13 protein-coding genes are annotated in these 16,631 nt (G+C 39.0%); 7 read left to right on the top strand and 6 right to left on the bottom strand.

From position 1 onward, the window contains the following. Positions 1-219 precede the first annotated feature (219 nt). Positions 220-2,958 (top strand): aconitate hydratase AcnA, encoded by a 2,739-nt coding sequence (gene acnA, locus H4J54_RS03020; RefSeq protein WP_182189435.1) that lies wholly within the window; start codon positions 220-222, stop codon positions 2,956-2,958. Positions 2,959-3,243: 285 nt separating this feature from the next. Here acnA and corA read toward each other — a convergent pair whose 3' ends face one another. After that, a complete protein-coding gene (gene corA / locus H4J54_RS03015) occupies positions 3,244-4,464 on the bottom strand; it encodes a magnesium/cobalt transporter CorA (protein WP_182189434.1) in 1,221 nt (406 codons plus the stop codon). Between the two features lie 1,382 nt (positions 4,465-5,846). Here corA and H4J54_RS03010 point away from each other — a divergent pair. From H4J54_RS03010 to H4J54_RS02990, 5 genes are all read left to right on the top strand, one after another. Then, entirely contained in the window at positions 5,847-6,317 is a 471-nt protein-coding gene (locus tag H4J54_RS03010; protein WP_182189432.1) for a c-type cytochrome, read from the top strand. A gap of 18 nt (positions 6,318-6,335) precedes the next feature. Further along, complete coding sequence (locus H4J54_RS03005; protein ID WP_182189431.1) at positions 6,336-7,724, top strand: MBL fold metallo-hydrolase RNA specificity domain-containing protein; 1,389 nt, start codon at positions 6,336-6,338, stop codon at positions 7,722-7,724. A gap of 15 nt (positions 7,725-7,739) precedes the next feature. Next, entirely contained in the window at positions 7,740-8,192 is a 453-nt protein-coding gene (locus H4J54_RS03000; RefSeq protein WP_182189430.1) for a universal stress protein, read from the top strand. Positions 8,193-8,587: 395 nt separating this feature from the next. Then, the gene (locus tag H4J54_RS02995) at positions 8,588-10,117 is read left to right on the top strand and encodes a thymidine phosphorylase family protein (RefSeq protein WP_182189429.1); all 1,530 of its coding nucleotides are present in this window, start codon (positions 8,588-8,590) and stop codon (positions 10,115-10,117) included. Positions 10,118-10,138: 21 nt separating this feature from the next. Further along, positions 10,139-11,050 carry a ribose-phosphate diphosphokinase gene (locus H4J54_RS02990; RefSeq protein WP_182189428.1) on the top strand — a complete coding sequence of 304 codons (912 nt, stop codon included), beginning with the start codon at positions 10,139-10,141 and terminating at the stop codon, positions 11,048-11,050. 269 nt (positions 11,051-11,319) lie between these two features. Here H4J54_RS02990 and H4J54_RS02985 read toward each other — a convergent pair whose 3' ends face one another. The 4 genes from H4J54_RS02985 to H4J54_RS02970 form a co-directional block, all read right to left on the bottom strand. Beyond that, the gene (locus H4J54_RS02985) at positions 11,320-12,354 is read right to left on the bottom strand and encodes an endonuclease/exonuclease/phosphatase family protein (RefSeq protein WP_310650110.1); all 1,035 of its coding nucleotides are present in this window, start codon (positions 12,352-12,354) and stop codon (positions 11,320-11,322) included. 218 nt (positions 12,355-12,572) lie between these two features. Next, a complete protein-coding gene (locus tag H4J54_RS02980; RefSeq protein WP_182189426.1) occupies positions 12,573-13,154 on the bottom strand; it encodes a DUF3365 domain-containing protein in 582 nt (193 codons plus the stop codon). 111 nt (positions 13,155-13,265) lie between these two features. Continuing rightward, on the bottom strand, positions 13,266-14,039 hold the full coding sequence (locus H4J54_RS02975; RefSeq protein WP_220464218.1) for a sulfite exporter TauE/SafE family protein: 774 nt from the start codon (positions 14,037-14,039) through the stop codon (positions 13,266-13,268). Positions 14,040-14,045: 6 nt separating this feature from the next. After that, positions 14,046-14,915, bottom strand: a complete 870-nt coding sequence (locus H4J54_RS02970; protein ID WP_182189424.1) for an MBL fold metallo-hydrolase — start codon at positions 14,913-14,915, stop codon at positions 14,046-14,048. Between the two features lie 292 nt (positions 14,916-15,207). Between H4J54_RS02970 and H4J54_RS02965 the strand changes: the two genes are divergently transcribed. After that, positions 15,208-16,107 (top strand): DMT family transporter, encoded by a 900-nt coding sequence (locus H4J54_RS02965; protein WP_310650111.1) that lies wholly within the window; start codon positions 15,208-15,210, stop codon positions 16,105-16,107. A gap of 254 nt (positions 16,108-16,361) precedes the next feature. On the opposite strand, the gene H4J54_RS02960 is transcribed toward H4J54_RS02965, so the two are convergent. Further along, positions 16,362-16,559, bottom strand: a complete 198-nt coding sequence (locus tag H4J54_RS02960; RefSeq protein WP_182189421.1) for a CPXCG motif-containing cysteine-rich protein — start codon at positions 16,557-16,559, stop codon at positions 16,362-16,364. Positions 16,560-16,631 lie beyond the last annotated feature (72 nt).

Here is a 16,631-nt window from a genome sequence, read left to right as displayed (position 1 = left end):
CTTGTAGAGGTTATATTATAAATCATATTTGACTGCTCAAGTCTCACGGCTTAGCATTTGAGTGGCTAATTTGCTCCCCCTGCCTTTGCTCATACTGTGATGTTCAGACCTGTTTTATGACTTATCCATTACATTTTTAGTCTAATATTGTTACTGTGTATTTACTAATGTGATGCGTTATACCAATCGAACTAATGCTTTTAAATGGAGATAACTACTATGACCAAGTCGATACAATGTTTGAAGCAACTTGAAATTAACGGTGAAGTTTGCAACTACCACAGTTTTGATGGTTTGGCAGATAAGTATGATCTTTCACGTTTGCCTTTTGCCGCTAAAATTCTCTTGGAAAATTTATTGCGTCATGCAGATAGTGACTTTGTCCAGCAAGCGGATATTGAAACCTTAGCCAAATGGGATGTAGACAACTGGCAAGATACCGAAATTGCCTTTGTACCTTCCCGTGTTATTTTGCAAGACTTTACTGGCGTACCAGCTGTGGTTGATTTGGCGGCTATGCGTGATGCTATCGTAAAAATGGGTGGCAAAGCAGAAAGAATTAATCCGTTAAATCCGGTAGAACTGGTGATTGACCATTCGGTGATGGTAGACGTATTCGGTCAAGCCGATGCGATGCAACAAAACACCGCCATTGAATTTCAACGTAATCGTGAACGTTATCAGTTTTTGCGCTGGGGCCAGCAAAGTTTTGATAACTTTAAAGTCGTCCCCCCAGGGCGCGGTATTGTCCATCAGGTTAATCTGGAATATTTAGCCAGAGTGGTATTCAAAAAATCAGATGAAGATAATTTACTTTATCCAGATACTTTGGTTGGTACCGATTCACATACCACCATGATTAATGGTTTAGGTGTATTGGGTTGGGGAGTTGGCGGCATAGAGGCTGAAGCAGCCATGTTAGGGCAACCCGTCACCATGTTATTACCAAAAATAGTCGGTTTTGAATTAACGGGCAAATTACCTGCAGGTACTACAGCCACTGATTTAGTCTTGACCGTGACCGAACAGTTACGTGCTGCCGGCGTGGTAGGTAAGTTTGTCGAGTTTTTTGGTGCCGGCGTGAACGAACTGACCTTGGCCGACAGAGCCACTATTGCCAATATGGCGCCCGAGTATGGCGCGACTTGTGGTATTTTTCCTATTGATCATCAAACAACAGACTATTTGCAATTAACTGGCCGTGACAGCGAGCATATTGATCGTATTGAGACTTATTTAAAAGTGATGGATATGTGGGGTACTGAATCTCAACAGAATGCGGTTTATCACAGCCGATTATCGTTAAAACTAGATGATGTTGTGCCTTCTATTGCGGGTCCAAAACGTCCACAGGACAGAATTTCATTAGACCAAGCTGGCCTTGCTTATCGTGACTGGTTGGCTTTACAAAATGGTATCAAACAAGTTGATTCCAACCAAAGTGAAAGTGGTTTTGAAAGCGAAGGCGGACAACCGTCGGTAATGCTACCTGCCAGTGATGCAGATTCAGGCGTACCTTGTCAGTATGGTGATGAAAATTTTGCATTAAAACATGGATCAGTGGTGATTGCGGCAATTACTAGCTGTACTAACACCTCGAATCCATCGGTATTAATTGCCGCAGGTTTGTTAGCTAGAAATGCCAGACAAAAGGGATTAGATGTTAAACCTTGGGTGAAAACCAGTTTTGCACCCGGTTCACAAGTGGTCACCGACTATCTGTTAAAATCAGGCTTAAATGAAGACTTAGATGCCCTTGGTTTTCAGCTAGTGGGATATGGCTGTACTACTTGTATTGGTAATTCAGGTCCCCTACCCAGAGAAATTAGCGAAGCTATTCATCAAGGTGACTTGTCTGTTACCTCTGTTTTATCGGGCAATCGTAACTTTGAAGGACGCATTCACCCCGAAGTACAAGCCAATTATTTGGCCTCGCCGCCGCTAGTGGTTGCCTACGCATTGGCCGGTAATATGAAGATAGATATTACGACTGAATCTTTGGGTAATGATACTTCAGGTAAGCCGGTTTATTTGCATGACATCTGGCCAGATAGTCAGGAAATTAAGCAAGTGATAGAAAAAGTGATTGACAGTTCGATGTTTATCTCACGTTATGCTGATGTTTATAGCGGTAATAAAGACTGGCAAGCACTGGATATAGTAGAAAGCCAAAAATATGATTGGCCAGATTCTACTTACGTCAAACTACCGCCATTTTTTGACAATATTACCGCTAAAATACCGGATATTAACCCGATTGAAAATGCCCGATGCTTGTTAAAATTGGGCGATAGTGTCACCACAGATCATATATCACCTGCCGGTTCAATTGCGTTAGATAGTCCAGCGGCCGCATATTTACAAAGTGCTGGAGTATCGCCTAAAGATTTTAATTCTTATGGTTCTAGACGCGGAAATCATGAAGTGATGATGCGCGGTACTTTTGCTAATGTGCGTTTACGTAATTTATTAGCGCCAGGCACCGAAGGCTGTTGGACTCGACTAATGCCATCGGGTGAAAAGATGAGTGTCTTTGATGCTGCCATGCAATACCAACAACAAAAAGTTGCTTCGATTGTACTCGCTGGAAAAGAGTATGGTACGGGCAGCTCTCGTGACTGGGCCGCTAAAGGGCCAGCCTTATTGGGCGTTAAAGCGGTTATCGCACAAAGTTATGAACGTATTCATCGCTCTAACTTAGTCGGCATGGGGATTTTACCATTGCAGTTTATGCCTGGTGATAGTGCCGAGTCATTAAAGCTCACAGGGGAAGAGCAATTCAATATTCCAGCCGTGAGTGCGGGACAAAAAACAGTGAAAGTGTCGCTCACAGCTCAAGATGGCAGTAAACACTCTTTTGATGCGAATATTCGCATTGATACACCAAACGAATTTAGTTATTACCAACATGGGGGCATATTACATTATGTGCTACGTAATTTAGCCGCCTCTGACTAGCCTTATGACGGTTTCGCGATAGATAAAAGATAGGCCATATTTTATTGGTCTGTCTTATAATTGGTCTGTCTGATAATTGGCGCAGGTGTTGTTGTTTAACCCTCTGCGCTTTTTTAGCTATTTCAGCCTAAATAATGTCACCGATTAACCACTACTAAATTTATCTGCTGCCTTTTTCTTGTGAATCTACTTACAACTGATATTTTTATGCAAGAAACGAGATTTTAATTTTGCTTTTTTATATAGCTTAGCTTTATGAATAAATGGTATTGGCGTTAACCTAAGCTAATTTTTGCCAATCCAGCCTTTGTGCCAAAAATAAAATAGCATAGCGATGGTAAGCAAGATAAAAACACACCATATTGCTGGATAAGCCCAGCGCCAAGTTAATTCCGGCATATACTCAAAATTCATCCCGTAAACACCCACGATAAAGGTTAATGGAATAAACACTGAGGCCATAATAGTTAACACCTTCATGATTTCATTCATACGATTTGACACGGCAGACATGTATAAATCGGTCAGGCCACTAGCCATCTCACGATAGGACTCTATAATCTCGACAATTTGAATTGTGTGCTCATAGACATCACGCAAATAAGGTTTGGTGGCATCAGTGATGCGTCCATCCTCCTCACGATAGAGTTGATCAACAACTTCTCGCATCGGCCAAACAATACGTCGTAAAAGGGCAAGTTGCTGTTTAACACTATGGATGCTGTGCAAAACTTCCACTGAGGGGTTATTCAGCGTGACCTGTTCAAGCTCTTCAAGCACATCACCATATTGCTCGAGCACCGGAAAACAATGATCAACAATGGCATCAAGTAGTGCATAGAGCAGATAATCTGTGCCATTTTTACGAATGCGCACGTTATCTTTTTGTAATCGGTCACGGATAGGTTGCCAGACATCACCCTTTTTTTCCTGAAAGGTGATCAAGACATTATCATAAAGAAAAAGACTGACTTGCTCAGAATCTAGTTCCTTACTCCTTGCTATATTATTGATATTGCTAGGTCCGGCTTGAATCAGTTGCATTATACGCAATACTACAAACAGATGATCATCGAATAGCTCGACTCTAGGACGTTGAGGAATATGCATAACGTCTTCTGCCGCTAGCGTGTGAAACTCAAAATGTTGCCGAAATTGATTAATGACATAAGGGTGCGGTGGACTGATGTTGATCCATCTGACAGTTACCCAGTCAAGCAGTGGCTTAGCAAGAAATTCATCAAGATCAGTAACATTACCGGTTTCAAGTTGACTAGCACAATAATCGATATAATGAATACAAATGCTGTCAGGTGCAGGGGCAGTAGAAGCATCGGCAATATGTTCAATACCAGGTAAGGCTCCTGGTTTAACTCGGTGCTGGCGATTTTTCGTCCTGACACCAGACAGACCCAACGAAGAACCAAGTAAATTAATACCTTTGTTGGGCTTACCGATAACAACCTTAGCCGTGCTACTTTTACTATTACGTGCTTTTTTAGCCATATTCATCCCTTATATCTCTTGAAATAATCAATCCGGATCAAAAAAGGCTAGTACGGACTTTGCAAAATGCACTCAAGGCGTACAGACTTTACACGCACCAACCCATAACTATAACTATAATTTATAAGAATAAACTTGCAGCGATAAATAAAACAATAAAGCCAATTTAATTTCCTCATCTGTCCCAGGGGTTTTCGATCATATTTTATACCTCATTAAATAGTTGATACAAAATTCCTGCACTGAGTAAATATTCTGTATCAATATTTAAATGTTTAAAAACCGCTAAGTACTAACAGGTTTAGTAATATTAGCCAACATCTACGCTGATGCTAATTTAGCCACTAATAAACTGGCCAGGGCTTTGACTTATTCGATTATTCTGCTAAACAACAGCATTTACTCACACCTGTTGTTTATTAATGCAAATATATTGCCTGTGTCATTACTTCTGTTCGCTGTAAGGTATAGCTTTATAGTTACGCGTTACCAATATAAAAAATAAGTCTTTGTTTTTAAGTGAAATTAAAAAAATACCTTGATTGCTATTATTCTGAGATAAAAATAAAAACCTGCTACATTTAATTTTTAGTCACACGACAATAGCTATATTATGTCTATAATACTCACCTTTATTTTGCTGAAACATTGCTCATTCTTGTGTTGTCACTGTCTTTGACTAGCTTTAATAATCAGATGAACTTAACCCTGAAACCTAGCTCAACATAGATCATCTCTGTAATACAACATTGAAATACCATCATTATAGTTATAAGCTGACAAAAACCTATCGAAAACCACCAAATAAGACATGAGTGAACAGCCAAATCAACACTATTTTTTCATCTATTTATCTAAATTTGCACTCGCTCTTGTCAGTACCTCCTCAATATTAGGGTTAACTACCTACCAATTAAGCCAATATTGATCTTAATCAATATTGGGCCTTATAAACTAGTGCTACCTGAGGAACTAGCTGCCAAGCTAAATACCATTAGATTATTAAGTGATCTGTAGCCGATGTTTCTGTAGACAATATTAATGGGACAAACTGTGAGTGGTATTTTCACAATACGCTAGTTTATATTGTGCGGTAATAGCAGCATATATTTACTGCTTGAGTGGGCCGCTGAGTAGGCTATACCTAAGTAATTAGGCGTAATACTTTGCTATAGAAAAAGAAACTATAGGTTTTATTATCAAACGTTAAAGGCGTGATATTAACGATGACAGTATTTCAAATGCTCTAGAAAAAGTCAGTTCAAAAGTGCAGCCCTTATTTTCCCATTACTTATTAAATAAGGGCTTAAATAAGTGATTGAATTAATAGTGGAATTAATGAGTGGTTTAGCTAAACCGGCCAAAAAAATTAAGGATTAATAATGAAATATACCCTGCTTACTTTACTTATCATTGCGTCGTTAACACTACTGAGTTGTAGTAAAGGCGTTGATTCACCAAAAGGATTTAGTTTACCTAAAGGCAATATTGACTCAGGAAAAAAAGTATTTTTAAAGTTTAAATGTTCAGCTTGCCACACACTTAACAAGGTTAAAGATCTTGAGATTGCAGAGACAAAGGTTGAAAAACATCCAACTATTGCCATTACTATTGGTGGGAATAAAACCAAAATAGTCACTTACGCAGAATTAGTGACCTCGGTTATCAATCCTTCGCATAAATTTGCTAGCCCATATATGCCAGCAGCAAAAGCTGCCGATGGACAATCAAATATGAAGATCTTTAATGATGTTATGACCGTTACTGAACTTATTGATTTAGTCTCTTTTTTACAGCCCAATTATCAACTAGTACCTTATCAACACACCAAATATCAATACTATCCACATTAATGATTACGGGAGTTTTAAATGAATATTAAATTTTTTGGTGCTACCAGAGAAGTTACTGGTTCGTGCTATTTGATACAAGTTAATCATAAAAACATATTACTCGAATGTGGCATGTTACAAGGCTCTAAAAATCATGAGCGACACAATCATGACCCCTTCCCGTTTGATGTTGCTCAACTTGATGCCGTAATTGTTAGCCACGCTCATCTTGATCACACAGGGCGTTTACCCATGCTAATAAAAGAAGGTTATCATGGCAATATATACACCCATAGTGCGACCGCAGATCTAGCTGAAATTATGCTGGTTGATTCTGGTTATATCCATGAAAAAGAAGCACGATGGGAAAACAAAAAACGTGAACGTAAAGGCTTAGCATTAATAGAACCACTTTACACCACTGAAGAAGCGACCAGAACACTACAATATTTTCAAGGCCTTAGCTATGATAAAGAACTAGAAATTTGTTCAGGCGTTAAACTCACCCTCAGAGATGCAGGCCACATTATTGGTTCAGCTATTGTTGAATTAACGCTGACTGAAAATGGCGAAAGTAAAAAAGTTGTTTTTAGTGGTGATTTAGGTCATAAAAACGCCCCTATTTTGCGTGATCCTTTTCAAGTTAAATATGCTGATCTCGTGATAATGGAAAGCACTTATGGAGACCGACTCCATCGCAGTTGGGCGGATACTTGGCAAGAAATGGGCGATATTATTGCCCATGCTAAAAGCAGCAAAGGCAATATATTAATTCCAGCTTTTACTGTTGGTAGAACGCAAGAGTTACTCTATGAATTTAAACAACACTTTGACGCCTGGCAACTGGCTGACTGGCAAATTTTTCTCGATAGCCCTATGGGGATAAAAGCAACCAAAGTCTATGCCAAACACAGGGAAATTTATGATAAAAAAGCGACCGATGTTGAAGAAAATAATCAGGGTATATTTGATTTACCTAACCTGCACATGTCAGAAACAACTGAATACTCAATGATGATCAATCAAATAAACTCAGGTGCAATCATTATTGCCGGTAGTGGTATGTGCACAGGAGGCCGAATTAAACACCATTTTAAACATAACATTTGGCGGAAAAATGCCCACGTGATTATTGTTGGCTTTCAAGCCAAAGGCACCTTAGGCCGGTCACTTGTTGACGGAACTGAAAATATTAATTTATGGGGTGAAAAGGTACAAGTTAATGCCCAAATTCACACCGTTGGAGGTTTTTCAGCCCATGCCGACCAACAAGGATTATTAGAATGGTATCAAGGCTTTGAAAATACACCGCCCGTAGTGCTGGTGCATGGCGAAGAAGAAGCCATGAGCGTATTAGCACAAAAATTAAAACATCAATACCAAGCTAATGTCGTGCAAGCTAGCTATAAGCAAAATATTATTATCTAAACAAGGGAGAAATTTATGTATAAGCACATTTTATTTGCTACAGAGCTAAATGAAACTAAAAGTTATATTGAAGATAAGGTCGAAAAATTACAGCAGCTGACTCAAGCTAAACTGAGTATTATCCACGTGGTAGAGCCAATAGCTAACATTTACTATAGTGGTATGTATGGCGTTGTGCCTAACCTTGACGCTTCAGACAGTGTTAGTGCAACAAAAGTATTTCAAGACCGCGCCAAAGAGGCCCTACAACCTTTGGTTAAAAGGCTTAATATTGCTGAGAAAAACCTGCATATACCCGTAGGACAAACAAGTGAGGAAATATTAGCCTTTGCTGAGCAGCATAAAGTAGATTTGATTATAACCGGCAGTCATGGCGTGCATGGTTTACGATTATTATTAGGCTCCACCGCAAATTCCCTTTTACACGGCGCAAAATGTGATGTACTCGCTGTACGTTTTGATGAATAACCTTATCAAAACAGTGCGTTCGGGGCCCAAAAATAAGTATAGCTTTTACATGATCTAAACATTAATTAAATACTGGGTTTATAAAGCGGCAAAACTAGTTTTGCCGCTTTATCACTGCCCAGTCACCAAAACACATAAACAGCCAAACAGTTTTAATTCACTATATTTTAACCTGAGCCAACTCGTTGATCACCATGGCTTTTTATAAGTTGGAATTTATGCCTTCAGGTTAAGCCTTTTAATAGCCCAAATTAAATATTAAATCAAGATGATGAGGTAAAACCCAACTTACAAAAACCGATTACAAAACAATACTAAATAAAGTATGAAGAGGGTTACATCCTTAGTAAAGCTCGGCCCTAACCATTATCTTAGTGAGAAGGACTTTTCACCTTATGTTAAAACTAAAAGCTGTTGCCATTGACACCTTTAAAGAAAATGTTGCCTACTTGCATCGCGATTGCCCACTCTATCGCACCGAGGGTTTTCAGGCGTTAATGAAGATAGAAATTTACATAGCGGGCAATGGTGGTCCGGTGCTTGCGGTATTAAACATTGTTGATGACTGCACTATTGTTGATATTAATGAGCTTGGTTTAAGTATTCAAGCTTTTAAACAATTAGGCAAAGAACAGGGTATTGACGTAAGAATTGCGCCAGCTAAGCCACCCATATCACTTAAAGCCGTACATCGTAAAATTGCCGGTGAATCGTTAAAAAAAGATGAGTTTCACCTTATTTGCCAAGATATTTTAGAAAACCGTTATTCCAAAATGGAAATTGCCGCATTTTTAGTCGCCTGTAGCCATAATGGCTTAGAGCGACAAGAAGTGTTTTTTTTAACAAAAGCTATGGTGGATACCGGCGAAGTTTTAAACTGGGGTGAAAACATAGTTGTTGATAAACATTGTATAGGCGGTATACCTGGTAATCGTACGACTATGATAGTGATGCCAATTGTCGCGGCACACGGTATGTTAATGCCTAAAACGTCTAGCCGAGCCATTACCTCACCTGCGGGTACCGCCGACACCATGGAAGTGTTAGCTAACGTAGAGCTTTCTATTGAAGAAATGAAAAAGGTAGTACACCAACATCGTGCCATGTTGACCTGGGGTGGCACAGCAAGACTAGCACCTGTTGATGATATTTTAATTTCGGTTGAACGCCCTTTATCAATGGACTCAACCGGACAGCTGGTTGCCTCTATTTTATCTAAAAAAATAGCCGCGGGTTCAACACATCTGCTCATTGATATACCTGTAGGTCCATCTGCTAAAATTCACAATAACCAAGCGGCGTTAGCCCTAAGGAAATTATTTGAATATATTGGCGACCTCTTTGGTTTACATATCGATGTAGTGATCAGTGATGGTTCTCAACCGATCGGCAATGGTGTAGGCCCTGCATTAGAGGCAAGAGATGTCCAACAAGTGTTAACTAACCACAAAAATGCACCCAGTGATTTACGTGAAAAATCGCTACGTTTAGCCGGTAGGATTTTAGAGTTTGACCCCGATGTAAGAGGTGGACAAGGTTACAATATTGCCCGAGACATTTTGGAATCGGGCCGAGCCTTTGAAAAAATGCAAGCCATTATCCTTGCACAAGGAGCACAACCCAAAAAACAAGGTAAAGCCCCATTAGAATATGCCATGCTCGCAAGTAAAAGTGGCTATATTAGCGCTATAAACAACTTAAATATTGCCCATATAGCGAGTTTAGCGGGTGCCCCTATAGAGAAAAACGCCGGTGTTGATCTGATTAAAAAAGTAGCCGATAAAGTCAAAAAAGGTGACACACTCTTTATTATCTATGCCAGTTTTAAAAGTGATTTTGAATTTTCGACACAATTTGCCCATGAGAACAATGCTTATGTGATAGCGAAAAATCCCCCCTCAACAGACGACAACTATTTTATTTAATATCAGTCCTTAGGAGCAACAATGACCTTAATACTAGGCTTTGATGATTATTTGTTACCTGCTCAGCAGCTAGCTAAAAGTTTATCGGCGGCGTTTAAGCAGGTAGAGTTACACCAATTTCCTGATGGTGAAACCAAGGTAACTTTGCCAACAACCCTGCCAAAGCATATTATTATTTGCCGAACATTAAATAACCCCAATGCAAAGATTACTGAACTGATCATCACGGCAGCAGCCGCCAGAAACCAAGGCGTTAAGCACATCACCTTAGTAGCACCCTACTTATGCTATATGCGGCAAGATATGGCTTTTAATCCCGGAGAAGCTGTTAGTCAAAAAATTATGGGTAACTTGCTTGCCGCTTATTTTGATAGCGTAATCACTATCGACCCACACTTACACCGTATCAATAACCTAAGTGAAGCCATTCCCATTACTCAAGCCTGCGCTTTGCATGCTACGGGTGCTATGTCACAGTTTTTACAACAACATTTTAGTCAACCTGTCCTTATTGGCCCTGATGAAGAGTCTGAGCAGTGGGTAAAAGCTATCGCTCAACCGCACCAATGGCCTTATGTGATTGCGAAAAAAGCGCGTTTTGGTGATAAAAACGTTGCGGTCAGCTTGAACACACAGGATAAAAATAACATTAAAGCCGTAAGCTTAAGCAACCGAGACGTGATCATTGTCGATGACATTGCCAGCACAGGAAAAACCCTAGAACAAGCCGTTAAACAAATACAACAACAATCCCCTATGAGTATTTCAATCATAGTCACTCATGCCTTTTTTGTTGATAACGCCTTAACAAGGCTTAAGGATATGGGTGTGACAAATATTTGGAGTTCAGACAGCGTATTACATAGCACTAATGCCTTTAGTATTATAGATACCCTAGCAAGGCAGTTAAAAAAGATGAATATAACAGACTAAAGCCAACCGACATTAAACCTACATAGTACTAGGGGGATAACATCACCTTGGGCAATGCTTTGCAGCTAGGAATTTATTCCGTTAACCGCTAAACAAAGACAAAACCCAATAAGCAAAAGCCAAACAAACAAGTAAGCAAAAACTGTCAGCTATTGTATTCTGTTAACTGAAAGCTGATAGCTGAAAGCTATCAGCTTTCAGCTATCGATTAAAACCTAAGGCACTAAAGTCCAACTTAGAAAAGACTGACAAGTGAGTCCTATCAAACCTTATGATCTTAACGTTAATGTCACTAACACAATACCATGATCGGTACTTTCGCCATCACGTTCAAAAATAGGATTAATTAAATGTCGATCATATGTGTGATAGTCACTGACTTGATAAAGACTGTCGTGATAACCGGCATCAAATTCACAGGAAAATAAAAGGTAATCGAGTACCGAGCTGCCAGCACCAAAGTAATGAGTCGGGGTACGCGTTACCTTTTCTGCTTGACTAGCGGGTTTATTTTCATAGCTGTCATTAGTTTGTGCTACTTGGAATAAATCCCAAGCGTCGTTTAAACAATATTTGGCCAGATAAGCATCACGGTCAATCGCAGAAACAAAGCGTAAGGTGTTCGTGAGTAAATGACTTAACACGCCATCAGCTAAGCTATTATTAAAGTCACCCATTAATATCATAGGGTAAGCAGTTGCCTCTCGTCGTTCAATCATATCAATCATTAATAAGGTTGCTTCGCTACCACGCTGTATAGTGGAACCCCAACCGCCCGCTACTTGTGCTTTTAAGCTATCAATAATGGTTTTTTCTGCTGAGCGTTTTTTATCTTGCTCATCAACTTCAAGCATTGAACGTTTAGATTTAAAGTGCACCACATAACAGTCACAGTGACCCATATGAGGTACTTCAATTGTTGCTCTGATGACTTTACGACTAAAAGAAAAGTCGTTAGCTAAACCTAAACCTTCGGCAAGTTCAGTGTTTGGTTTTACCGCATTAACTTCAACAATAGGATAACGTGAAGCTATGGCGACAACAGGACGTTGGTAAATAAAATCATCTATGACCCGCGGTTGATCAACTACGGCGAAATAAGTATAGCCCTGCCCAGTGACTAATGCTTTTAACGACTCTGTACTAAAAACCTCCTGAAAACCAATAATATCTGGCTGATGTTCAGCCAAATAATCAGCCACCCATTTTTGCTTTTTTTGCCATTGCTCTGCGCTATAAATTCGCTCAAAATCATAAAAAGCATTAGGGGGTTCAAGGTAATTGAACAAATTAAAAGTAGCCACTTTAAGTTCGGTATTGGTTTCTGATATAGATACAGCTTCAGAGGAAAATTGCTGATTTATTGCTTTTTTATCTGCTTGGTGGATAATATTAACTCTAAGAAAAAGATGATAAATAATTATACCCTATCGTTTCTTAAAATTATTAACTTAAAAACCAGCAAAATAAATTAGCCCAACTTTTATCTTACTGGTTTATCAAACTAGTATGGTAAAAATACCTAAAGCTTTATTTTCTGTAAGGTAAATGCGCCGCGAATATCACCCAACTTGAAACCTGTGGCTTGATCGTTTGGATATAACGCGTTGACTTTACTACTTACGTCATCAGCTAACTTACTGCCATGGCATGCTAGACATAAGCCACCCGTAGGTATTGCCTTCATATAACGCAAAACAGTTTTCTCACCTACTTGCACTACCTCAGAATGCTCCATGGTATTTATATCTTCTCCTGCCGCTTTGCGTATTTCAAACTGGCGTAAAATAGTTGTTTCCCAAACATCAGGTGCATTGCTTTTATTTCGCACTTTCAGTGAAGTTCGAGCGATATCCCATGCTGACAAGGCAGAATTTTTTTCAGCAATAGGTTCGGCTTGTGTATTACACACCTCTAGTGCTTTGATAGGACCGGCTGATTTCATCGTCGTGATTAAGACAGATTTTAAATCGCTGCCAAAAGCCTTTACCAAAGAACGCGCTTGCTGAATATCTTGCATAGGCAGGGTTTCCTCGGCATTAACAAGTAATGGTGACATGACTAAAACGCTGGTTAATAACAGATTAATACTGATTAATTTCATATACTTCTCCATTGTTATGGTCTGCTACTGTTTATAAATAAAATCTAGATTAATTTCCTGTACTTTTGTCATAAATCATCTTGTTTTCTGCACCTGGAATTAAACCAAGTATTAAAAAAAGCCACTAATTGAGTGAATTAATATAGACACACTGGTGATTAATAAAAATATAGCAAAAAATTTCTTTAGTTTTTCTTGAGGTGCATTGGTTGCTAGTTTTTGACCAAATAAACTACTAACTGAACCAATAAGGGCAAAAATAACAATAACTTGCCAGTTTAATTTTAAATCTATCTGTGTTGACATAGAAAAGTATTTAATAAAACCTGTTAAAGACTGCAGCGTGATTATGGCTAGACTCGTTGCCACGGCATAGACCATATTCATCCGAGTAAATGCAAGTAATGCTGGAACAATAAGAAAACCGCCCCCTACGCCAACCAATCCGGTAATACTGCCAACAATAGCGCCGATAAAAACCAATCTAAGCACAACATTATAGTTCAGTGTTTTATCAGGAGCGTTAACCTTACCTTTGAGCATTGAAAATGCCGCTAGCAGCATAATCACCGCGAACAGACTTAGCTGTTCACTACCTGATAAGTAAATAGAAAGCCCGGCTGCAAGATAGCTAAATAACATACTCGGCAAACCAAACTGCAACACAACCGGCCAATGGATCATTTTATTTTGTTGGAATTTTACTGCCCCAGAAAACGCAATTAGACCTACAATAGCGAGTGAGCTTGCAATAGCGGTTTTTTCATCTTGGCCAACAATATAAGTCAACGCAGGCACAGTCAATATCGAACCACCTGAGCCTAGCAAGCCCAAACTCAGGCCAATCAGTATCGCAACAAAAATAATAAGCATAAGTTCGATCATGGTTGATTACTTAAAAGCATTTATAGGTAGCGTTAAATACTGCAAGCCATTATCTGCGGCTTTCGGAAAGTGCCCTGCTCGAATATTGATTTGCACAGAGGGTAAAATCAGTTTTGGCATCGCCAAGGTCATATCTCTTTTATTTCTAAAGGCGACATACTCTTGCGCTGAAACATGGCTATTAATATGAATATTTTTCAACTTTTGCTCAGCGACACTGCTTTGCCAAACATACTTGTCTCTGCCCTCAGCTTTATAATCATGTCCGATGAAAATACAGGTATTGTCTGGCAGCGAAAATATTTTTTGAATGGAGTGATATAAGGTTTCAGCATCACCACCGGGGAAATCACACCGAGCGGTGCCATAGTCAGGCATAAATAAAGTATCGCCAACAAAAACGTTGTTATCAATAAGGTAACTTACACAAGCTGGTGTGTGTCCAGGGGTATGTAATACCTTAATGGTGAAACGGCCTAATTCAAGTACATCACCTTCATGAAGAAGTTGATCAAACTGTTGTCCGTCAGTGCAAAATTCAGCTTCAAAATTAAAAATAGGCTTGAATATCTTTTGTACATCAACAATATGTTTACCGATGGCGATTTTACCAGCTAAATTTTTTTGCAGGTATGACGCAGCTGTTAAATGGTCTGCATGGGCGTGTGTTTCTAAAATCCACAAGCACTGCCATTTTTTTTCTGTGACAAAATCAATAATTTCATCAGCTAACGCCGTTGATGTCGCGCCTGATGACATATCAAAACCTAATACCGAATCAATAATCACACATTGCTTTGCGATACTGTCTGCTACTAGGTAAGTGGCCGTATTCGTTATTTCATCAAAAAAACACTTTATGGTTAAGTCTGTCATTTTAATCTCTATTGAATGGGTATTTAGGTTTTAGACGTTCAAATAAAGGTTAGAACGAAATCAACAAGACAGCTACTATCTAGATTTAATACTGTCAATTTTGTTAGCGGTGATATCAGTTACCTCACCACTACATTAGCACAACCTATATTAGGTATCACTAATGTAAAGTGATTAATTGTAGCAATGGTTAATCACACTACATTAGTGATAAAGTACTTATCTGTATTGGTGGAACTAACCATATTTTATCTACCAGTAATATGGCATTACTTTCTGAAAAGGTATTTTCTTGAATACAAACCTTGTAAAAATGATTGTCAGTACCGTTTTCGCTCTTTTAGCTTTTGCCGCTAATTCAGTGCTATGTCGCTTAGCATTGGGTGAAAATACCATTGACGCCGCAAGCTTTACGGTTGTAAGACTGGTGTCGGGTATTATTATATTGTTAGCGTTAATCAAGGTAACCAGTAAAGCAAAGCCAGAAAAAATAGAGAGTCAGTCGAAGGGAAGTTGGCTAGCCGCCAGTATGTTATTTATTTACGCAGTAAGTTTTTCCTATGGTTATATCTCATTAGATACCGGCACTGGAGCACTTATTTTATTTGGTGCAGTACAAATAACCATGATTATTACCAGCGTAATTTCCGGTAATAAGTTGCATTTATCAGAATGGTTAGGCTTAAGTATTGCCTTTGGCGGCTTTGCCTATTTAGTTATTCCTAGTTTGACCACGCCGTCATTGCTAGGCTTCATGCTGATGAGCATGTCAGGTATGGCTTGGGCCTTCTATACCTTGATAGGACGAAAATCTAAAAATGCGCTTAGCGATACCGCTCATAACTTCCTTAGAACCTCACCTTTTGTTTTGGCCCTGATAATTTTTGGCTTTAATAACGCATACATCACCTCGACAGGATTTTTGCTCGCAGTATTGTCTGGCGCTATTGCCTCTGGCATCGGATATTTTGTCTGGTATATCGCACTGACAACACTGTCAGTCACTCAAGCGGCGGCTGTTCAGTTATTGGTGCCAATAATTGCTGCTATGGGTGGTGTTATATTTACCCGTGAATTGATCTCCCTGCGCTTAATTGAGTCATCAATCTTGGTACTTGGTGGTATTTTAACGGTAATACTCGGTAGGTACTATTTTGTGCACTTGCCTGCAAAAAAAGCAGCAAAACTATAATATAAACGTGGACGGTTTTACCCTATTTCCGAGCAAGATATAAAAGTTATTTTTCATTCAGGGTAATAGCCTAACTTAAGCAAAAAATTAAACCATAACCTAAAGCCAAATTTATACCCGAACTTAAATCCAAACTTAAACCAAAAGAGCACTGACATCTATGATGTAAATTTAATTAGCTATTGATATAAAAATTATCAATAGCTAAAAACCGCTGGCGATTGGCGTCACCTATCTAGGTTTTTCTGTCTTAATTAAAACGCTTCATCTTCACTATAAACACGAACGCTAAGATCACCGTCCATACTGCTAGTCACCAAAAAATTTATTGGCTTACAACATACTTGGCAATCTTCAATGTATTGCTGTTCCATGTCGGATGAGTCGATGAGCACTTTAATTGTTTCACCACAATAAGGACACCCTATTGACTGCTGAGTTAATTCATTCAATTTTACCTTCTCCAAAATTTTTATAACAAGATAGCGAACAAGCATAATTACTCATATTAATAACTTCATAAT

The sequence above is a fragment of the Colwellia sp. MB3u-8 genome (assembly GCF_014076985.1).
Taxonomy (GTDB): Bacteria; Pseudomonadota; Gammaproteobacteria; order Enterobacterales; family Alteromonadaceae; genus Cognaticolwellia.
This window is presented reverse-complemented; position numbering and strand designations above follow the sequence as displayed.